A 20,952-nucleotide genomic window follows, 5' to 3' on the forward strand; every position below is an offset into this window, starting at 1 on the left:
ACTGGGTGACCATGCCTCCCGTTGACCTGCACCTGGACGTCGACGAGCTCGTGGACGTCGCGCAGCGGGTGTCGACCTTCTGCGACGACGACGAGGGCTGGCCGCTCGGCCACGTGCTGCTGACCTCCCACGCCGGCCGGCGTCGGTGGATCGGCGGCAGCAGCAACGTCTACGTGATGCTCGACACGGTCGAGGGCGGGCCGATGCCGAGGGCGCTGCTGTCCCCTCGCCTGCTGCCCATGCCGTCGTTGGTCAGCGAGCTGGAGGTCGACAGCGTGCGGCTGTCGCTGCCCGCTCCGGACGAGGACGGCCTGTGCACCGGCGCGGTGGAGCTGACGGTCGGGCCGATGCGCGTCGTCCAGCCGGCGGGTGTCGGCTTCTACCCCGACGTCGCCGACACGCTCCGCACCGACACCCACGCCCGGGCCAGGACCTCCACCGTCGCGCTGCTGGCCGTGGTCGAGCAGATCCGCACGGTGCCCGGCGGCCTGGAGCTCGGCCCCGACTACCCGCCGCCGCTGGCCTGGTTCATCGCCGAGTCCGGTCGGGTGGGGGTCCGGGTCGACTGGCCGGGCGTCGGCCGGGCCGAGGCGTTCGTGGACGCCGAGGTCGAGGGAGCCGCACGCATGACCGTGCCGCTGGGGGTGCTCGAACGGCTGCTGCAGACGGCCACGGATCCCGAGATCGAGCTGTTCCTGCCGATCCAGGAGGCCAGCTGGTTGGTCATGCGCCAAGCCGGCTGGACGGGCGGCGTGGCGCGGTTCCGCCCCTTCCCCACCACCTCCGAGCTGCAGACCCGCCTGCAGCTCTGGCTGGAGGACGACTTCGGCCAGGGCGACGCGGGCCCCGACGCCGACGGTGACCTGCCGATGCGGTTCGAGGAGCAGCGGCTGTTCCTGCGGGTGGCCGACGGCGAACCCCCGGTGGTCCAGGTCTTCGCGGTCCTCGGCGAGGGCGAGGAGGACGACGGCCTGCTGCTGAACACCATCAACGGGCTGAACGCCGACGTCCGGCATGCACGGGTGTTCATCACCGGCGGGCAGATCCTGGTCGAGACCGACCTCGGCCACGACCTCAGCGTGGCCGACCTCCGCGAGGGCGCCCGCCGCATCGCCGACCTGGCACGCATGTTGCCCAGCGTCCTCGCGATCCGCCAGCAGCGCCTCCTCTGACGAGCGGGCCGGACGTCGGGCGGCCCGTACCATGACCGCCGTGCGCCTTCCCTCCCTGCCGACGTTGTCGCCGGCCGTCCGGTTCGTCCTCCGCTGGGCCGTGTCCCTCGGGGTGTTCGTGGTGGTGGCGCTGGTGCTGCGAGGCCGGTTCACCACCGTGGCCGACGCGGGGGTGCCGTGGCCGACGGCGACGTCGATCGTGCTCACGGTCGTCCTGTTCGTGGTCGCCAACGAGATCCTCGTCCGGGCGTGGCTGGCGCTGGTCCACCTCGGACACGGACACATCGACCGGAAGCTCGGCCGGTGGGTGTGGTCCAAGAGCCAGCTGGCCCGCTACGCGATGGCGATGGCGCAGGTGGCCAGCCGCGCCGTGGTGGCCCGGCGTCACGGCATGACGGCGTCGATGGGGGCGATCACGACCCTGCTCGAGGTCGTCTGGTACACGTGCATCAACGGCCTGCTGGCCGCCGCGACGATCCCGTGGTGGCTGCCCGAGACCGGGCTGACCTGGGCGGCATGGTTCGCGGTGCTGCCCGGCCTGGTCATCGCCCTCGCCGTGGTGTCCCCACGGTCGTTCGTGCAGCTCGCGGTGCTGGCCTCCAGGCTGCCGGTGCTCAACAGGATCGAGCAGCTGGGCAGGGCCGGCGACGTGGACATCTCGCGCCGCCAGACGATGCACCTGACGCTGCTCTACACCGGCAACGCGCTGGTGCGCCTCGCCGGGTTCCTCGCGCTCTACGTCGGGGTCGGTGGGTCGCTGGACGACATCCTGCGGGTGACCGGCGCCTTCGCGCTCGGGCACCTGATCGGTGCGGTCGCCGTGTTCGCGCCGGGCGGCCTCGGCCCCCGGGAGGGCGTGACGGCGCTGGCCCTGGCGCCCGTCATCGGCGGCGGTCCGGTCCTGATGCTGGTCGGTGCCACCCGCCTGTTCGAGCTGGTGGCCGAGCTCGGCTACGCCGCGTTCGCCCGCTGGCGCTGGTCGCTGTACGTCGAGGCGCATCCGGACGCCGCCGACGAGGACGACATGACGGTCGCCCTCGCCGACCCGGCGTGATCCGCCACCCCTGAACGAGGATCGGCCGACGGGACGAGGACAGCCCCCGCGGTCGAGCGGCTACCGTGACGGTGTGAGCACCCAAGCCGACGCACACGTCGACAAGGTCCGTCGGAACTACGACGACCGTGTCGCTCAGTGGCAGACGATCTACTCCGGCCAGACCTTCCACGACCACGTCATCCAGCGACGCATGGACCGTTGCCTGGAAGCCGTCGATCACCTCGGTCCGGTCGACGAGGCGCCCGGGCGCGCCCTCGACGTCGGCTGCGGTGCCGGCCAGATGGCGCTTGCCATGGCCGAACGCGGCTACGACGTCAGCGCCGTCGACATCTCCGAGGGCATGGTCGAGGCCACCACGGCGACCTTCGCCGAGGCCGGCCGGACCGCCGACATCCGCACCGCGGACATGCGCGACCTGCCCTACGAGGACGACACCTTCGACTGGGTCTCGGGCCTGGGTGCCATCGAGTACCTGACCGACCCCGGTGAGGCGGTCGAGGAGTACGCACGGGTGACCCGTCCGGGCGGCCACGTCGTCGTGACCTCCCCCAACCCGTACCGGATCGCGTTCGCGCTGGACCCCATCGGCGTGGCCATGGGTGTGTTCGGCCCGCCACCGACGGGGTACCCGCGGCAGTACATCTCGCGGAGCCAGCTCGAGGGCTACGCCCGGCGTGCCGGACTCGAGACGGTCGGGATCCTCGGCCACGGGGTCGGCCCGCTGCAGGTCGCCAAGAAGCCACTGCTGCCCCCACGCGTGTCCATGCGCCTGAGCCACGCGGCGGAGACGCACCTCCCCCTCTCGTGGCTGTCGCGGATCGGGGCCAACCTGATCCTCGTGGCTCGCAAGCCCGCCTGATCGACCGGATTCCCCGACCCGACACGGCTGGCTAGACTCCCACCGGCATGGACGCCCCCGCTCCACCAGGACTCCGACTGCGAGACGCAACGCCGGAGGATCGCGATGCCGTCTGCGCCCTGCTGGCCGAGGCCGCGGCGCAGACCGCAGGCGAGGCCCACCATGCCCCGCCGGTGCTTGCCGACCCGGCCGCACACGACTGGCTGTACTGGGACAACCCGTGGGGGCCGCCGGCCAACGTGCTGTGGGAGCAGGACGGCGAGATCGTCGCCCACGCGGGGATGTACCGGCTTCCCGGCCTCGTCGAGGGGCACGAGGTCCGCGTCGGACGGACCGCCCACGCGGTGACGACCCGGGCCTACCGGGGTCGCGGCCTGTTCGGCAGCCTTGCCCGCCGCCAGCGGCAACACCTCGGTCGCGACGTCGACCTGCTCGTGGCGCTGCCCACCGCCGCCGCCGTACCCGGGCTGGAGGGCGCCGGCGTCACCCAGCGGGACCGCGCCCAGCGCTGGTTCCGTCCGATCGACGACGACTTCCGCGACCTGGGCCGGGTCCCCCGACCGCTCGCGGCCACGATGACCCGTGTGGCCTTCGGGCCCCGTCCGCTGGGCACCGGCCAGCCGATGGAGGGCATCCCGGACGGCCTCGACGACCTCGCCCGGTCGGCGCAGGACGACGGTCCGCTGTGCGACGCCACGTGGTGGCGCTGGCGCTTCCTGGACAACCCCGTCCACACCTACGACCGGTACGTCGCCACGGACGGCCACGGCAGGATCACCGCCGCCATCGCCGTGCGGCCCGACCGGTACTTCGGGGCCGAGTTCCTCCAGATCCTGCACTGGCAGGCCATCGACGCCGACCACGCCGCCGGGGTCCTCGGCACGGCGCTGGAGGCCTCCAGCAGCGCCGTCGCCGCGACCCTCCTTGCCACCGAGGGCAGCCAGGTCGCCGAGTGGGCCCGCCGCTGCGGACTGCGTCGGCTGCCCAGCCTGATCGACGACACCTCGGGCCACATCAGCATCGCCAGCGACCCCTCGGCCGGCGCCGTCGTGCCCGGTCGCCACTGGAGCATCTCGCTGGCCGCCCACCACGACCGCTGATGCCGGCGGCCGGCCCGACGCCAGGCGGGGACGGCCTCCTCGAGGCCCTGCAGGACGTGGTCGGCCACGCCCACGTCCTGACCGACGACCACGCCACGGCCGGCTATCGCCTCGACTGGACCGGCCGGTTCGGCGGCCCCACCCGCGCGGTCGTCCGGCCTGCCGACACCGATCAGGTCGCCGCGACGCTGCGCATCTGCAGTGATGCGGGGGTCCCGGTCGTGCCCCAGGGCGGCAACACCGGACTCGTCGGCGGCGGTGTGCCACGCGATGGTGAGCTGGTCCTGTCGCTGCGTCGCCTCGACACCGTCGGTCCGGTCGACCCCCACACCCCGTCGATCACCGTGGGCGCAGGGGTCACCGCCGCCGCGGTCCAGCAGGCCGTCGCTGGCCACGGCCTGGCCCTCGGGGTGGACCTCGCGGCCCGCGACAGCGCCACGATCGGGGGGATGGTGGCCACCAACGCCGGCGGGATCCACGTCGTCGCCCACGGCTCGATGCGCCAGCAGGTCCTGGGTGTGGAAGCCGTGCTGTCCGACGGCACCGTCGTGCGGCACATGGCCGGGCTGGTCAAGGACAACGCCGGGCCCGACCTGGGACAGCTGCTGACGGGCAGCGAGGGCATCCTGGCCGTCATCACGTCGGTGATCCTGCGCCTGGTCCCCCGACCCACCCGCACCACCGTCGCCGTCATCGGCTGCGCCACCGTCGACGACGCCCTCGAGCTGCTGGCGGGGGTCAGGCGTGCCCGTCCGCTGGCGGTGGAGGTCATGCGGGGAGCCGGCGTCGCGATGGTCGCCCAGCACACCGGTACGTCCGTCCCGATCGATCCGGTTCCCCCGTGGCTGGTGCTGGTCGAGGTCGAGGGAGCAGGGGACGACGGCGGGGACGATGCCGGATCGGCGCAGCTGGTCGATGCGGTCGGCGATCGACCGACGGCGCTGGCGCAGGACGCCGCCGACGCCCGCCGGCTCTGGCAGCTGCGCGAGCGCCACACCGAGGCCATCAACGCACGGGGGGTGCCGATCAAGCTCGACGTCACCGTCCCGCTGGGCCGCTTGACGGCCTTCCTGGACCGTCTCGACGCGATCGTTCCCGCCGCCGTCTGCTTCGGCCACCTCGCCGAGGGCAACCTGCACGTGAACCTGCTGGGCGAGGAGGCAACGGCCGCCAACGAGGTTGCGGTGCTGCGTCTGGTGGCCGAGCACCGCGGCTCCATCGCGTCCGAACACGGGGTCGGGGTGGCCAAGGTCGCCCACCTGCACCTGACCCGGACCGCCGAGGAGGTCGAGGCCCTGCGCCGGATCCGCCGGGCGCTGGACCCGGCCGGCATCCTCAACCCTGGGGTGGTCCTGCCGGTGTCACGTTCCGGTCGCTGAGCGGGGGCGCGGGCTGGCCGAGCGGGATCGGCGGCATGGGGTGCTCGGGGGCGGGCGGCTGCTCGGCGTCGGGCCGACGGGCAGGCAAGCGGACGTAGAAACGGCAGCCGTCGGCCACGTTGCCGACGCTGATCGTCCCGCCGTGCGCTTCGACGAAGCCCTTGGCGATCGCCAGCCCGAGCCCGGCCCCGCCGTCGTGTCGGGGCGTGCGGGCGGACTCACCCCGGTAGGACGCGTCGAAGACCCGGTCGATGACGTCCTGGGGGATGCCGCCGCAGGTGTCCTGGACGGCCAGGAAGCCGCAGTCCTGTTCCCAGGCCGTGTCGATGCCGGCCTCGACGAGGACCGCACCGCCGTCGGCTGACTCGCGGATGGCGTTGGAGACGAGGTTGCGCAGCACCCGGGAGACCTCCGGCAGCGACGCCTCGATGCTGGCCTCGGGGTCCGCGACCCGCCCGTACACCCGGATGTGTCGCTGCTCGGCGACGGGGATCGCGGCGGCCAGGGTGTCGCTCACGAGGTCACCCAGGTTGACGTCGGTGTAGTCCAGGCGCAGCGCGCCGGCTTCGATCTTGGAGACCTCGAACAGGTCACCGACGAGGGCCGAGAGCTTGTCGGCCTCGCGGCGGAGCGTGCCGTAGTAGCCGCGGATCTCCTCGGGGTCGTCGACGATGTCGTCCTCGAGCAGCTCGGTGATGGCACGGATGCCCGCCAGCGGCGTGCGCAGGTCGTGGGACACCCAGCTCACCAGCTCGCGACGTGCCCGGTCGGTGGCCTGCTCGCGTTCGCGGGACATCTCCAGCTCGTGCCGGGTGGCCTCCAGCTGCTCGGCGAGCCGGGCGAACTCGCGGATCATCGACTCCGGCATGACGCCGTGTTCCTCGGGGTCCAGGGCGTGCTCGAGGTCGCCGAGGCGTCGGGCTGCCTCGCCGAGGGATCGGCTGGCCGCCCCGACGCGTTCGCCCAGCAGGAGGGCAGCGACGATCGCGACGACCGCCCCCACCGGCACGACGACGGCGAGGGTCTGCAGGTCACGGGTCTCCAGGAACATCGCGTTGCCGGCCGCCAACGACCCGGCGGTGACCGCGGCGGTCGAGGTGAGCGCCACGACCACGACCTGGGCGGAGAACGAGCGCCCGCGGAGCAGGTGCAGTGCCAGTCCTCCGAGTGCCCCGGTGATGAGCGCGGCCCCTCCCGCGATCATGATCAGCTCGATCGTGTCGGCGGCGGGCTTGCCCAGCGCCGAGGCGATGCCGACCACGACGATCAGGCCGACGACACCGGCGACGACCGCCGACGTGCGAGAGCTCCTGACCGTGCTCGGCGTCGGCTGGTCGGCGGGACTCATGGTCCGAACTTGTACCCCACACCCCACACGGTCTGCACGAACGTGGGGTTGGACGGGTCGGGCTCGATCTTCTCGCGCAGCCGACGCACGTGCACCGTCACGGTGGAGGTGTCCCCGAAGGTGTAGCCCCAGACGTGCTCGAGCAGCACCTCGCGGCGGAAGACCTCCTTGGGGTGCTCCATCAGGAAGGCCAGCAGGTCGAACTCGCGCTGGGTCAGGTCGACGCTGCGACCCTCGATCTCGACCTCGCGGGACTTGCGGTCCAGGCGGATGCCACCGACCTCCAGCTGCGAGCTGTTGTCGGACCGACCGTCACCGCTGCCCGACCGCTTCAGCACGTTCTTCACCCGAGCGACGAGCTCACGGGGGCTGAACGGCTTGGCCAGGTAGTCGTCGGCCCCGAGCTCGAGCCCGGCGATCCGGTCACCGGTCTCGCCCAGGGCGGTCAGCATGATGATCGGCACGTCGCTGACCGCACGGACCCGGCGACAGACCTCACGACCGTCCACGCCGGGCAGCATCAGGTCCAGCACGATCAGGTCCGGCATGCGGTCCTGCACACGGGCCAGCGCCACACCGCCGTCGGCCACGTGCTCCACCGCGAACCCCTCACGCACGAGGTAGCGCGAGACCACCTCGGCCACGGTCTTGTCGTCCTCGACGACGAGGATGCTGGCGGAGGAGTCGGACGGCGCGTGAGTCGATGCGTTCATGGTGATGGTCGACATGAAAGCATCTTCGGCCACAGGAGGCAGGAAGAGTGTGACGACTTCCTTGCCTCCGCACGGGGTCCGAGACCGTCGGCGGGCGGGTAGCGTCGTGGCGATGACCAGCCGGGAGGAGACCTCGTGCGACCGGTGCGGCCGACCCCATCCGGGTGAGCCGTGCGGTGGCGAACGTGCCCGGATCCGTCCTGCCCAGCCGCAGCAGGTCCAGACGGGCCGACCCGGCGGCCCGTCGACGGGCGGGCCGGGCGACCGGGCTGCCGCGCAGCAGCAGTAGCCGACCGTGGGACGACAACGCCGCCGCCGGGCCGAGCAGGAGTCCACGACGGCACCGCCGGTCGGCGTGGCCACCGGCGTCGGCGTCGTTCGCGTCGCCGACGACCCCACCCGACCCCGGGTGTCGCTGCTGGCCATCGACCAGCACGTCCACGGGGCCGTCGACACCGGTGACCCGACGCATCTGGCGCTCGGCTACCTGGACCGCCTCGGTCGCCTCGTGGAGGTGTTGCGCCCCGACACCGGCGGCGAACCCGGCACGATCGTGCACCTGGGCGGTGGGGCGTTCGCGCTGCCACGTGCGCTGCTGGCCCGGGCGCGAGCGGCCGGTCGGCCCGCCGACACGCAGCTGGTCATGGAGCGGTCCAGGGCGGTGATCCGGGTGGCCCGCGAGCAGCTCGGCCTGCGCGACCAGCCGGATCTGGTGGTGCGCAGCGGCGATGCGCGAGCGGGCATCGAACGCCTCGGCGACCGGCAGGCGCTGATGGTGGTGGGCGACGCCTTCGTGGGCCTGGAGACCCCTCGGCAGCTGGCCACGGTCGAGTTCCTCGACCACGTCCGACGGGTGCTCGTGCCAGACGGCGTCTACGTGGTGAACCTCGTCGACCAGCCGCCCCACCCCGTCGTGGCCGCGCAGGCAGCCACCGCCCGAGCGGTCTTCGACACCGTCTTCGTCGTCGCCGACCGAGGGGTCGCCAACCTCAGGGACCCCGGCAACGCGTTCCTCGTCGCCACCGACCGCGACGTCGCGCTCGGCGAGCTGGGGCACCTCCTCGCGGTGGGCGCCCATCCCTCCGCGGTGGTCAGGCCCGGCCGCCTGACCGCGCTCGCGGACTCGGCGCGGCCGCGGCACGACTCCGACTGACCAGCGGCGGCCCGTCAGGTGACGCCACCGAGCTTCGCGGGGTTCAGGACCGCGTTGATCTCCACGATCCGACCGTCCGGCCCGACCTGGAGGGCCATCACCGAGATGACCGCGCCGCCAGCCGACACGCGCAGGGCGGGGGACGCGTTGACCCAGGTCAGCTCGGCCGTTCCGTCGGGCCGCCCGGCAGCGAGGGCGAGGAGGAACGCCGAGACCCGACGCGCCCCCACCAGCTCCTTGCGCGCGGCATGGACCACACCCCCACCGTCGGAGCGGAACACCACGTCGGGGCTGAGCACCGCCATCAACGCGTCGAGGTCGTCGCCCCGTGCTGCGGCGAGGAACCGTTCGGCGACCTCCTGCCGCCGGGTGCGGTCCGGTTCGAACGGCGGCCCCTGGTCCTTGATCCGCCGACGGCCCCGCGCCGCCGCCTGCCGGATGGCCGCGTGGCTGCGCCCGAGCATGTCGGCGACCTCCTGGTGCGGATACCCGAACACGTCGTGCAGGACGAACGCTGCGCGCTCGACGGGTGTCATCGCCTCCATGACGCGCAGCAGCGCCATCGACACCGACTCGGCCAGCTCGAGGTCGTCCGCGGGGTCGGCGAACCCCTCCTCGACCGGCTCGGGCAACCACGGGCCCACGTAGACCTCGCGCTGGACGCGTGCCAGGCGCAGGTGGTCGATGGCCAGGCGGGTGGTGACGGTCGTCAGCCATGCGGCGGGCTGGTCCACGCCATCGGCCACCGCGAGCCTGCCGAACGCCTCCTGCACGAGGTCCTCGGCGTCTGCCCGTGAGCCCGTCAGCCGGTAGGCCAACCCCAGCAGCCGGGGGCGCTCCCCTGCCCAGGTGCTCGTCACGTCGTCATCCATCGTCATCAACCCTCCACGTCGGCGTCCGGGGCGGCAAGGCCCCGCCCACCGACATCGACGGATCGACGCCGGCGCTCGTGACGGAGCACGACGGCCTCGTGACATCCCACAGCAGGAACGCGGCCCTCGGAGGGCGAAAACGGAAAGCGAGCCGAACTTCCTGGAGCCCCTGATGCTGCACGCACTGCTGTCCCGTGGTCCGGGCGGAACCGCCCGCCGCCTGCTGGTGACGGTCCTGGCCGCCGCCCTGACCGTGTCCGCCGCCTGGGCAGGTGCCGTCCTGGCCCCCGCCCCCGACATCGACACCGCCGTCGGGACCGCCACCGGTGTGCCGGACGCCTTCGAGGTCGTCGACGGGGCCCCGCTGGGTGAGGGGCAGCTGCTGGTCGGCGCGTCGAAGGTGTCGCTGTACCCCGATCCCGACCGCATGGCCGCAACCTTCCCCGGCGCCACGTGGTTGCAGGGCGAGGAGAACGCCGGCGTCTGCACGACGCTCAGCGAGTCGACGTTCACCGAGTCCTTCGGCGACCCCGAGCACCCCGTGCACCTGGCGACCGCGACGGCCAGCCCGTGGCCGGAGAACCCCGACTGCCTGTACCAGGGCGGCTTCGGCATCGGCCCGGTCAACCCGATCCTCCACTGGGACCTCGGGCCCGGTGACCCCGGGTACGTCGCCGACGACGACCCCGAGACCGGGTACGGCCTGTGGGCACGCACCATCGTCCTGTCCGACGGGGTCGACGAGGCGGTCATCACCGTCATCGACGCCGAGGGTTTCCTGTACGAGTACGCCAACAAGTGCGTGCCCTCGCAGCTGCCCGTCGGCTGCGGGGCCCGCGAGATCGCCGAGCGGCTGGGGAGCGAGCTGGGCATCGACCCGTCGGCGTTCGTCATCGCCTCGACCCACTCCCACGCCTCGGTCGACCTCCTCGGAGGCTGGGGCTTCGTCCCCGACTGGTACTTCAACCAGGCCTACACCGCGATCGAGCAGTCCATCCGCGAGGCCCACGCCAGCATGGTCCCGGCGCACGTCGAGGTCGGCGAGGAGCGGGCACGGCAGTTCAACAGTGAGCGGCGCGACACCTACCGCTCCGCGGAGGAGCAGCAGCTGGCCTGGATGCGGGCCGTCGACGCCGAGGACGGCGAGGTCATCGCCACCGTCGGGGCCTACGCCGCACACCCGACCAGCTACGGCAACAACGACGCCACCGCCCACGCGGACTGGGTCGGCGTGTTCACCCGACGGCTCGAGGATCGCTTCGGGGGGATCGGGATGCACCTGATGACGGGGCTGGGCAACATGAGCAACCGCAGCGGCCGCACCGGCTCGACGGCGCTGGCTGACCTGATCCCTGCGGTCGGCGAGGGGCATGTCCTGACAAGCACCGACGTGCGGTCGACCGCCACCGTCTGGCAGCAGCCCGTCACCAACGCGCCGCTGAACGCCCTCGGCCTGCCCGGATTCTTCGACCGGACCTTCGTCGCCACGCCTGCCACGATCCGGACGGGCAAGACCCCCGACACCGCCCCGTGCCTGTCCGCGTCGCCGACCAGCGTGCAGCTGCAGGCCAGCGCGATCCGGATCGGCGAGGACTTCGCCCTGTCTGCCGCGCCCGGCGAGGTGTTCGCCAACCTGACCAACACCGTCAAGGAGCAGTCGCCCGCGCTGGTGACCATGCCGCTGGGACAGGCCAACGATGCGCTCGGCTACATGCCGCAGCAGTTCGAGCTGAACGAGGCCAACATGCAGGGCGCCGGCTTCGTCGCCGGCGGCGTGATGGTCGTCAACTACGAGGACAGCTACGCCGTCGACCGCTGCACCGGCGACATGGTGCTGGAGTCGACCATCGCGATGCTCCGGGGGATGTAGGACCCGGCCTGCTCAACTGGGCCGGGGGGACTGCCGATCCCTTCGCCATGGCACGTTCACCCCTCCATCGCACGGCCTCGCTGCTGCTGCGCCTCGTCGCGATCATCTACGTCGGCCACTTCCCGACCGAGCGGATCGTCGAGGGGATGCTCGAGGACCGCGTGAACCCGCTCGGCGAGTTCGTCATCGAGGCTGCGCTGCTGGGGGCCATCACGGGGTCGTTGATCTACCTGCTGGTCGTCCGCCCGCTGCGGCGAAGCCTCGAGGCCGAGAGCAACGAACGCGCTCGCCGCGAAGCGGAGCTCGCCGCGGAGACCCTACGGCAACGGTTCGAGTCACGGGTCAACCGCGGGACGGAGATGGCGACGACCGAGGCACAGACGCTGGACGTGCTCCGCAGCGTGCTGGGCACCCTGGAGGAGGAGGTGCCGGCAGCGCTGCTGCTGGCCGACTCCAGCGAGAGCCACCTGAAGACCGTGCTCGACGACTCGTCCTCTTCGGGATCCACCGCCCGCACCTGCGCGGTGGAGGAACCACGCAGCTGCCCGGTCATCCGTGGCGGCACGGTGCAGCAGTTCCCCGATGCCGCAGCCGTCGATGCCTGTCCACACCTGCGGACAGGCGGGGGCGGTTCGGCGACGTGCATTCCCGTGACCGCAACCGGTCGAGCCGTCGGTGTGCTGCACGTGCCGGGCCCCCCGGGCCAGCTGCCGTCGCCGACGACTGTCGCGTCGCTGGAGACCACCATCACCGCGGTCGGCCGCCGGCTGGACCTGCTGCGGGTGATGGAGCGCACCGAGCTGCAGGCCGCCACCGACTCGCTCACCGGCCTCATCAACCGACGCTCGGTGGAGGGGGTGGCCGCGGACCTCCTGCGCCAGCAGGTGCCGATGGCCGTGGCGCTCGCCGACCTCGACCACTTCAAGCGTCTGAACGACACCCACGGCCACGAGCTGGGCGACCGCGCGCTGCGCCTCTACGCCGCCACCCTCCGTGGATCGATGCGCGAGGCCGACATCGTGTCGCGGTACGGCGGCGAGGAGTTCCTCGTCCTCATGCCCGACACCGACCTGGCGACCGCGGCGGCGGTGCTCCAGCGGAGCCGTGTCCGCCTCGCCGCAGCCCTCGAACGTGCGCAGATGCCGACGTTCTCCGCCTCCTACGGCCTCGTCCACAGCGGTGGCAACGACGACCTGGTCGAGCTGATCCGGCTGGCCGACCGAGCCCTGTACCGAGCCAAGGAACGCGGCCGGGACCGGGTCGTCATGGTGGATCCGGACGCTGCCGCAACGGATCCCTTCACCGTCGTGGCCCCCTCCCCGGGCGATCGCCACCTCGACGACGAAGTCAACGCCGCCGATGTGCTGGACAGCCTCCGCACCTGACGTCGCCGTCCGGCGCCACGGACACCAGCAGGACACGAGAGCGGAGACGTCGAATCACACGACATGAGCCGAATCGCAAACCGTCGTGTCCCCTCACTGCTGGCCGTGCTCGCGTTGATCGCGACCCTCTCGGGTCCGGCAGTCGCGCAGGCCGACCCCGGTGGGGAGACCCCGGACGGGGTGCTCGTGGAGGCCGACGACTTCACCGGCACGGCCGGACCGCTCACCGAGGGCCAGCTGGAGGTGGCCGTCCTCTCCACCCGGGCCGCGACGGTCACCGGCGGTGACGCCCTGATCGGGGTCCGAGGGGTCGACGGCGACCGGGTGACCGTGCACGCGAACGGCGTCGACGTGACGGACGCCTTCGCCAGCGAACCGGACGAGCTGAACCCCGGTCGGACGATGCTGGTCGGGCTGGTCGACGAGCTCGACGTCGGGGCCAACGACGTCACCGTGGTCGCGACCCACCCTGTCCACGGCAGCCGCACGGCGAGCCTGCCGATCGACAACCACCCGATCACCGGACCGGTGTTCTCCGGTCCCCACCAGGAGCCGTTCGCCTGCCGCGTCGCCGACCTGCACGACTACTCCCCCGAGCCCCGCGGCACCGACGGCAAGGCGTACCCCGTCCAGCTCGACGACGACTGCTCGATCGATCCCTACGTCCGCTGGTATTACCTGGCCGGCGCCGGTGACCCCACGGACTTCGACCCCGTGCAGGCCGCCGACGACGAGTCGGCCGCCGGGCTGGCCCTTGACTGGAAGCCGCTGCTGGACCCCTGGGGCGAGTACCCCGCCGACCTCTCGACGACGGTCACGACCGAGGGCGACGTCGTGCCGGCCATCGCCCGGGTCGAGACCCGCACCATCAACCGGGGCATCACCCGGGTGGCCATCCTCGACGACCCGGCCGATCGTGGGCCCGAAGCCCCCTTCGCGATGCCCGACGCGTGGAACGGCAAGGTCGTCTACAACTGGGGGGCCTCCTGCGGCATCGGCCGACAGCAGGGCATCAACACGCCGAACGAGGTGCTGTCCGGTGGTGTCGACGCCGGCGGCGAGGCGCTCGATGTCGGCCCCGAGATCTTCCGCCCGGCGGTCCTCCAGGGATACCTGGTCCCGCACTCGTCGATGACGATCTTCAACACCCACTGCAACTCGGTGCTGTCGGCGGAGACCATGATGATGGTCCGCGAGCACCTCATCGAGGCCTACGGTCGGTTCGACTGGATCATGGGCAACGGTGCCTCCGGTGGCGCCATCCAGCAGCACACGACCATGAACTCCTACCCCGGGCTGCAGGACGGCGGCCTGCCGCTGGTCAGCTTCCCCGACGTGATCACCACCGCGATGAGCCCGGCCGACTGCCGGCTGCTGCGCCAGTACTTCGCGCTGGACACCCAGCTGCTGCCCGGCCAGGCACAGCTGCAGGACGGGATAGGTCGTGAGGTGCCGGTCACCGCGGGCGGCCTGACGCTGGAGCAGCGCAACGCCATCACCGGCCACGAGTTCCAGGGCATCTGCGAGGACTGGGACGACATGTTCGCCGACCTCCTGGTCGCCGACGTGGACTGCTCCCGGATCCCCAACGACCTGCGGTACAGCCGCGAGGAGGGGGCGGTCAACATCCCCGGAGTCACGCAGCGCTGCACCCTGCAGGACAACCTCGTCCACTACCTGGGCGTGGACCCCGACACCGGCTGGGCCCGCCGTCCCGTCGACAACGTCGGTGTGCAGTACGGCTACCGGGCGCTGCTGGACGGGGTGATCGACACCGCCCGGTTCCTGGACCTCAACCGCAACGTGGGGTCCTTCGACGACGAGGGCTACGGCCCGTGGCACCCGGGTGAGGACCCCCACGCCGAACCCGGCGACGTCCAGCCACGCATGTCCATGGACGTCGACCTCGTCGAGGACCTGTACCGCTTCGGCTTCGTCACCGGCCGCGGCGCGATGGACCAGGCCCCGATCATCGACGTGAACCTGTACGCCGACCCCGTGCCGATCCTGGGCTTCCACGACCAGGTCCGCGGCTACATGATGGCCGAACGGCTGCAGGAGACCTTCGGTGAGCGGTCCTCCCACGCCGTCTGGTCCGGCGTCCTGCTGACCAACGACGCCTGGTCGACGATGGCCTCGTGGCTGGACGGCATCGAAGCTGCACGCACCGCCAGCGGCGGGGTCTCCGACGACGGGTCGTGGGCCGACGAGGTCGCGGCCGCACGTCCTGCACAGGCCGAGGACAGCTGTGTCGTCACGACGGCTGGCTACTCCCCCATGCCGCTGGCGGCACCGGGCCTTGCGTCGGCGGACGGCGACGGCGCCTGCGAGCAGGTGTTCCGTGTCGGCGGCAGCCCCCGCATCGCTGCCGGTGGCCCGACCACCGAGGACATCGTCAAGTGCCGGCTGACCACCCCGGAGCGGGCCGACTACCCGGGGGTGTCGTTCACCGCCGACGAATGGGGCCAGCTGCTCGAGATCTTCCCCGACGGGGTCTGCGACTGGACCCAGCCGGGCGTCGGGGAGGTGTCACGCTCCCTGGTGTGGCTGGACTTCGGCGACGACGACCGGGTGCTGGACGAACCGGTCGTCATCCCCAACACGGTGGCCCGCACGCGCTGACGCGCGGTCGTCGGGGTGCGCGCGCCCGTTCGTCCCGGGGCGGTCCCGGCCCACGAGGGGTGATGGCACACTCCGGACTCGAGGAGGACCCGTTCCTGCGACGGGTTCGCGATTCTCGGAACCCACGGTCTATCTTGTGACCCGACGGTGACCCGGGGGGCGAGGGAGACGCGTGGAGCAGTACCGGGAGGTGTTCGTCGACAGACGGGCACGTGCGCTGTTCCTCTCTGCCGCGGTGTCGGGCCTCGGCGACTGGATCGGCCTGGCCGGCCTGGTGGTCCTGGCCTACCAACGGTCCGGTTCGCCCATCGGCGCCGGGGCCCTGTTCGCGATCCAGGGCGGTGCCGCGGTTGCCGCGACGGTGCTGCTTGGCCCCTGGCTGGACCGGTTCGAACGCAGCCGGGGACTGGCTGCCACGTACGCCGTCGGCGCCGCGGCGCTGCTGCTGCCGCTCGTCGTCGGCGGCCTCTGGCCGCTGCTGGTGACCGCCGGCATCGTCGGGGCCCTGCGCCCGACCGCAGCCGCACTGCGCCATGCGATCGCCGGGGCCGAGCTTCCCCCCGAGCTGCTCGGGCCGGTGGTTGCCCTCCAGAAGGCCACCGGTGACGCCACGGCCGCGGTGGGACTCGCTGCAGGTGGTGCGGTGACGGTCGCCCTCGGGGCATCGCTGTCGCTGGGGCTGGACGCCGCCACCTTCGCCGTGGCTGCCGCGATGGCGCTGACCCTGCCGCACAGCCGGGGCGCCCTCGACGTCCGACGTGGTGCGCTCGTCGGGGCGAAGCTGTGGCTCCACGACCGCCACCTGCGGTTCCTGATGCTCGTGCTCATCGTGCTGGCGATGGTCTCCGCCCTGCCCGAGACGCTCGCGCCTGCCGTCGCCGGCGACAGCGGCTGGCTGCCGGCGGTCCTGGCAGCGCAGGCGTTCGGCTCGGCCATCGGGGGTGTCGTGCTGGGCCACCGCGACGACCTGGAACGCTCCGGACCGCTGGTCATCGGCATGGCCGCGGTCGCCGTCACCCTTGCCCTGGGGGCCGCCGCCGCCCTGGGGCACCCGGTGTGGCTGGCCGTCGCGAACCTGCTGCTGGGCCTGGCCCTCGGGGTCGGCGTGCTGGCACAGACCGCGTTCACCCGCTCGGCTCCCAGCGACCTGCTGGGTGCTGCGGTGGCGTCGGCCATCACCGCCGTCCTCGCCGCCGAGGGACTCGGGTCGCTGGCGCTCGGCGCCATCGCCGAACGTGGCGGTCCCGAGGCCGGCTACGCAGCGGCGGCCGCGGGGGTCGCCGTGGCGGCGATCGCCCTGCTGCGCACGGTCGACGACAACGCGCCGACCTACCCCTCCTCGTCGTCCTCGGTGTCGCCGCCGGCGCCCACGGCCCCGCCCGCCCCTGAGGCGTCGCGGCGCAGGTCGCGGGACGTGCGCACGTAGGAGCCCAGCCGGTCCTCACCGGTCCGGCGCAGGCGGTTCTTGCGGTACATCGCCCACAGGTCGGCGTCGACGTCGTCGATCGTGCCGACCGTCCCTGCGTCCCGGGAACCGTTCTGCTCCGGCGGGACCAGCTGCAGCTGCGCGAGGGGCCGGTGGGTGCGGAACTCCACGTCCAGTCCCGGGGTCGTCAGCTCGATGATGGTCGGCAACAACGACACCCACCACCCGGTCTCGATGATGCCCTCGAAGACGGTGTGGTCGGTTCGCGGGGGCAGGTTGGCCGGCCCGCGCACGAGGGTCGACCACCCCGGGGCGGTGCGCACGAGGACACCGCTGTACATCTCCACGCGGTTGGGGGCGTTGGGATCGGCGTTGAACAGCCCCGGTGTGTCCTCCTCCAGCCCCTGCTCCCGGAACTCGGCCGGATACCGCGTGCGGTAGTGCTCGATCCACGACGGGACGATGCCCTCCTCGCCGGGGGTGACGCGGTGCCAGGTGCCCTCGGGATCACGCCAGCTGGTCTGCTGCCCGTCGAAGCGCAGGGCGAAGTCCATCGGCGGGTACACGTACCACCCCAGCGACGTCGCCCCGACGACGGGCGGGCAGAACCGCAGCGCCTTGCTCGGCAGGTTGCGCACCATCGATCCGCCCGCCGGTGTGGGGCGTGGGGCCCCGGGCATCATCTGGTACAGCTCGATCAACGGACGCTCGGCGTCGCTCGTCCCCATCCTGTGCCTCAACCTCCATGCAGTCCGGCCGGCACCGTAGCCCACGACCGCCGAATCGTCGTGGTGGCAGGGTCGGTTCTACGCTGTCCGATCATGAGCGATGCCATGCCGGACCGAGCCGCCTGGACCGAGAGGGCCACCAAGGAGTTCAAGGGGGTTGCCCCCGAGGACCGACCGTGGCGCACCCCCGAGGGCATCGACGTCAAGCCGCTGTACACCGCCGACGACGTCGCCGACCTTCCCGACCCCGGGTTCCCCGGGTTCCCGCCCTACACCCGTGGGCCGTACGCCACCATGTACGCCAACCGGCCGTGGACGATCCGCCAGTACGCCGGGTTCTCCACCCCCGAGGAGTCCAACGCCTTCTACCGCCGGGCGCTGGCTGCCGGCCAGAAGGGCCTCAGCGTCGCCTTCGACCTGGCGACCCATCGCGGGTACGACTCCGACCACCCCCGCGTCGTCGGTGACGTGGGCAAGGCGGGTGTGGCCATCGACTCCGTCGCCGACATGCAGATCCTGTTCGACGGGATCCCGCTGGACGAGATGAGCGTGTCGATGACCATGAACGGCGCCGTGCTGCCGATCATGGCCTGCTACATCGTGGCCGGCGAGGAGCAGGGGGTGGCGCACGAACAGCTCAGCGGGACCATCCAGAACGACATCCTCAAGGAGTTCATGGTCCGCAACACCTACATCTACCCGCCGGGCCCGTCGATGCGGATCATCTCCGACATCATCGGCTACGCCTCGCGGGAGATGCCGCGGTTCAACACCATCTCCATCTCCGGGTACCACATGCAGGAGGCCGGGGCGACGGCCGACCTGGAGCTGGCGTTCACCCTCGCCGACGGCGTGGAGTACGTCCGTGCGGCACGCGCGGCCGGGCTGGACGTCGACGCCTTCGCGCCCCGCCTGTCCTTCTTCTTCGCCATCGGCATGAACTTCTTCATGGAGGTCGCCAAGCTCCGGGCTGCCCGCCTGCTGTGGGGCGAGCTCATGGAGCAGTTCGAGCCGGCCAACCCCAAGAGCCGGATGCTGCGCACCCACTGCCAGACCTCAGGGGTGAGCCTGACCGAGCAGGACCCGTACAACAACGTGGTCCGCACCGCCGTCGAGGCCATGGCTGCCGTCCTCGGCGGCACACAGAGCCTGCACACCAACTCCTTCGACGAGGCGCTCGGCCTGCCGACGGACTTCTCCGCCCGGATCGCTCGCAACACCCAGCTGATCCTGTCGGAGGAGACCGGCATCCCCAACGTGATCGACCCGCTGGCCGGCAGCTACTACGTCGAGTCGTTGACCCATGCCCTCGCCGACCGCGCCCGGACGATCATCACGGAGGTCGAGGAGCTCGGCGGCATGACCAAGGCCGTGGAGTCGGGCATGCCCAAGCTGCGCATCGAGGAAGCCGCCGCCCGACGGCAGGCCCGTGTGGACCGCGGCGAGGACGTCGTGGTCGGCGTCAACAAGTACGTGCCCGACGACGTCGAGCAGGTCGACGTCCTCGACATCGACAACACCGCGGTCCGCGAGGCCCAGGTCGCCCGCCTGGAGCGCCTCCGCGCCGACCGTGACGAGGACGCCTGCCGCGCCGCGCTCGAGGCGCTGACCGAGGGTGCCCGCGGTGACGGGAACCTGCTGGAGCTGTGCGTGGCGGCCGCGCGGGCCCGTGCCACCGTGGGGGAGATGAGCGACGCGATGGAGGTCGTCTTCGGACGCCACCAGGCCACGATCCGCTCCATCAGCGGCATCTACGGCGCGGCGTACGAGGGCGACGAGGACTTCGCGGCCGTCGTCGCCGACGTCGAGGCCTTCGCCGAGGGCCACGGGCGTCGACCGCGCATGCTGGTCGTCAAGATGGGACAGGACGGCCACGACCGCGGCGCCAAGGTCATCGCCACGGCGTTCGCCGACCTCGGCTTCGACGTCGACGTCGGCCCGCTGTTCCAGACCCCTGCCGAGGCCGCCCGCGACGCCATCGACAACGACGTGCACGTCATCGGGGTGTCCTCCCAGGCCGCCGGACACAAGACCCTCGTGCCGCAGCTGATCCACGAGCTCCGCGACGCCGACGCCGGGGACATCCTCGTCGTCTGCGGCGGCGTCATCCCGCCGCAGGACCACGCGATGCTGCGCGAGGCAGGTGTGGCCGCGATCTTCGGCCCCGGGACCAACATCCCGACGGCCGCACGTGAGGTCCTGTCCCTGCTCGATGCCTGAGCCGTCGTCGGTCGAGACGCTGGCAGCCCGCCTGGTCGACGGGGACCGGCGGGCGCTGGCGCGGGCCATCACCCTCGTCGAGTCGACGCGCCCCGACCATCGGGCCCGGGCGGCAGCCCTGCTGGATGCGGTGCTGCCGCACACCGGGACGGCGATCCGACTGGGCGTCTCCGGACCGCCGGGAGCCGGGAAGTCGACGTTCCTCCAGGCCTACGGCCTGCACCTGATCGTCGACCGCGGACAGCGGGTCGCCGTGCTGGCAGTCGACCCGTCCTCGACGCAGTCGGGCGGATCGATCCTGGGCGACAAGACCCGGATGCCGCGCCTCGCCGCCAGGCCCGAGGCGTTCATCCGACCCTCACCCGCCGGCGATTCGCTCGGTGGCCTGGCCCGACGAACCCGAGAGGTGCTGCTGCTGTGCGAGGCCGCCGGGTTCGACCACGTGCTGGTCGAGACCGTGGGTGTCGGCCAGTCCGAGACGGCGGTCGCGGGCATCATCGACACGATGGCGCTGCTGCTGCCGCCCGGGGCGGGGGACGACCTGCAGGGCATCAAGCGAGGCGTGATGGAGCTCGCCGACGTCGTCGTGGTCACCAAGGCCGACGGCGACCTCGCACCGGCCGCACGCATGGCCGCCGCCGACGCCAGGCAGGGGCTTGCCCTGCTGCGTCGTCGTCATCCGGGTTGGGACCCGGTGGTCGTGCTGACGTCGGCGCTGGAGGGGCACGGTGTGGACGAAGTCGCCGACGCGGTCGCTGCGCACCACCAGCACATGACCACCTCCGGCCAGCTGCAGGTGCTGCGGCGCCAGCAGGACCTCCAGTGGCTGCACGATCAGGTGACCGAGGGACTACTGGCGGCCTTCCGCGCCGACCCGACCTCGGCCGCGGCCCTGGAGCAGGCAGCCCACGCGGTTCGTTCCGGTGTCCGCAGCCCCACGCGGGCCGCCCAGGACGTCCTGAGGACCGCGCAGCACTCCTGACCTTTTTCCTCCACGGACCTGGCGCGGGACTCAGGTTCCCGTTTCGGGAGCCGAGTGGATCCTCGT

17 protein-coding genes are annotated in these 20,952 nt (G+C 72.1%); 13 read left to right on the forward strand and 4 right to left on the reverse strand.

All coding sequences use genetic code 11. The features are described from left to right. The first annotated feature begins 11 nt into the window (after positions 1–11). The 5 genes from CUC05_RS19495 (at position 12) to CUC05_RS19515 (ending at position 5,567) form a co-directional block, all read left to right on the forward strand. A complete protein-coding gene (locus CUC05_RS19495) occupies positions 12–1,172 on the forward strand; it encodes a T3SS (YopN, CesT) and YbjN peptide-binding chaperone 1 (protein ID WP_157965786.1) in 1,161 nt (386 codons plus the stop codon). A 40-nt stretch (positions 1,173–1,212) separates the two neighbouring features. Next, complete coding sequence (locus CUC05_RS19500; RefSeq protein WP_157965787.1) at positions 1,213–2,226, forward strand: hypothetical protein; 1,014 nt, start codon at positions 1,213–1,215, stop codon at positions 2,224–2,226. A 73-nt stretch (positions 2,227–2,299) separates the two neighbouring features. After that, complete coding sequence (locus CUC05_RS19505) at positions 2,300–3,088, forward strand: class I SAM-dependent methyltransferase (RefSeq protein ID WP_157965788.1); 789 nt, start codon at positions 2,300–2,302, stop codon at positions 3,086–3,088. Between the two features lie 47 nt (positions 3,089–3,135). Next, positions 3,136–4,188, forward strand: a complete 1,053-nt coding sequence (locus CUC05_RS19510; RefSeq protein WP_108667810.1) for a GNAT family N-acetyltransferase — start codon at positions 3,136–3,138, stop codon at positions 4,186–4,188. After that, positions 4,188–5,567, forward strand: a complete 1,380-nt coding sequence (locus CUC05_RS19515; protein WP_108667811.1) for an FAD-binding oxidoreductase — start codon at positions 4,188–4,190, stop codon at positions 5,565–5,567. The genes CUC05_RS19510 and CUC05_RS19515 overlap by 1 nt, the downstream gene beginning before the upstream one ends. On the opposite strand, the gene CUC05_RS19520 is transcribed toward CUC05_RS19515, so the two are convergent. Both CUC05_RS19520 and CUC05_RS19525 read right to left on the reverse strand, forming a co-directional pair. After that, on the reverse strand, positions 5,524–6,915 hold the full coding sequence (locus CUC05_RS19520) for a sensor histidine kinase (protein WP_108667812.1): 1,392 nt from the start codon (positions 6,913–6,915) through the stop codon (positions 5,524–5,526). The two genes, CUC05_RS19515 and CUC05_RS19520, sit on opposite strands and share 44 nt — an antisense overlap. Beyond that, positions 6,912–7,628, reverse strand: coding sequence for a response regulator transcription factor (locus CUC05_RS19525; protein WP_205712442.1), 717 nt, complete (start codon positions 7,626–7,628; stop codon positions 6,912–6,914). Before CUC05_RS19525 ends, CUC05_RS19520 begins: the two co-directional genes overlap by 4 nt. A 112-nt stretch (positions 7,629–7,740) precedes the next feature. Between CUC05_RS19525 and CUC05_RS24910 the strand changes: the two genes are divergently transcribed. Together CUC05_RS24910 and CUC05_RS19530 are read left to right on the forward strand one after the other, a co-directional pair. Continuing rightward, a complete protein-coding gene (locus CUC05_RS24910; RefSeq protein WP_157965789.1) occupies positions 7,741–7,917 on the forward strand; it encodes a hypothetical protein in 177 nt (58 codons plus the stop codon). Positions 7,918–7,923: 6 nt separating this feature from the next. Then, complete coding sequence (locus tag CUC05_RS19530) at positions 7,924–8,781, forward strand: fused MFS/spermidine synthase (protein WP_157965790.1); 858 nt, start codon at positions 7,924–7,926, stop codon at positions 8,779–8,781. 14 nt (positions 8,782–8,795) lie between these two features. Here the strand turns inward: CUC05_RS19530 and sigJ are convergent, their stop codons facing one another. Next, a complete protein-coding gene (sigJ, locus tag CUC05_RS19535; protein ID WP_108667815.1) occupies positions 8,796–9,659 on the reverse strand; it encodes an RNA polymerase sigma factor SigJ in 864 nt (287 codons plus the stop codon). 166 nt (positions 9,660–9,825) lie between these two features. Between sigJ and CUC05_RS19540 the strand changes: the two genes are divergently transcribed. The 4 genes from CUC05_RS19540 (at position 9,826) to CUC05_RS19555 (ending at position 16,956) form a co-directional block, all read left to right on the forward strand. Further along, a complete protein-coding gene (locus CUC05_RS19540) occupies positions 9,826–11,523 on the forward strand; it encodes a hypothetical protein (RefSeq protein ID WP_108667816.1) in 1,698 nt (565 codons plus the stop codon). A 47-nt stretch (positions 11,524–11,570) separates the two neighbouring features. Next, on the forward strand, positions 11,571–12,908 hold the full coding sequence (locus CUC05_RS19545) for a GGDEF domain-containing protein (RefSeq protein ID WP_108667817.1): 1,338 nt from the start codon (positions 11,571–11,573) through the stop codon (positions 12,906–12,908). A gap of 63 nt (positions 12,909–12,971) precedes the next feature. Continuing rightward, entirely contained in the window at positions 12,972–15,530 is a 2,559-nt protein-coding gene (locus CUC05_RS19550) for a DUF6351 family protein (protein WP_108667818.1), read from the forward strand. Between the two features lie 172 nt (positions 15,531–15,702). Continuing rightward, positions 15,703–16,956, forward strand: a complete 1,254-nt coding sequence (locus CUC05_RS19555) for an MFS transporter (protein WP_108667819.1) — start codon at positions 15,703–15,705, stop codon at positions 16,954–16,956. Here the strand turns inward: CUC05_RS19555 and CUC05_RS24915 are convergent. Next, entirely contained in the window at positions 16,860–17,684 is an 825-nt protein-coding gene (locus CUC05_RS24915) for a DUF6065 family protein (protein WP_157965791.1), read from the reverse strand. The genes CUC05_RS19555 and CUC05_RS24915 overlap by 97 nt on opposite strands. A gap of 93 nt (positions 17,685–17,777) precedes the next feature. Between CUC05_RS24915 and scpA the strand changes: the two genes are divergently transcribed. Both scpA and meaB read left to right on the forward strand, forming a co-directional pair. Beyond that, a complete protein-coding gene (gene scpA, locus CUC05_RS19570) occupies positions 17,778–19,904 on the forward strand; it encodes a methylmalonyl-CoA mutase (protein ID WP_108667822.1) in 2,127 nt (708 codons plus the stop codon). Continuing rightward, on the forward strand, positions 19,897–20,886 hold the full coding sequence (gene meaB, locus CUC05_RS19575) for a methylmalonyl Co-A mutase-associated GTPase MeaB (protein ID WP_108667823.1): 990 nt from the start codon (positions 19,897–19,899) through the stop codon (positions 20,884–20,886). Before scpA ends, meaB begins: the two co-directional genes overlap by 8 nt. Positions 20,887–20,952: the final 66 nt, after the last annotated feature.

Origin of the sequence: Euzebya rosea (assembly GCF_003073135.1) — a bacterium.
Lineage (GTDB): Bacteria > Actinomycetota > Nitriliruptoria > Euzebyales > Euzebyaceae > Euzebya > Euzebya rosea.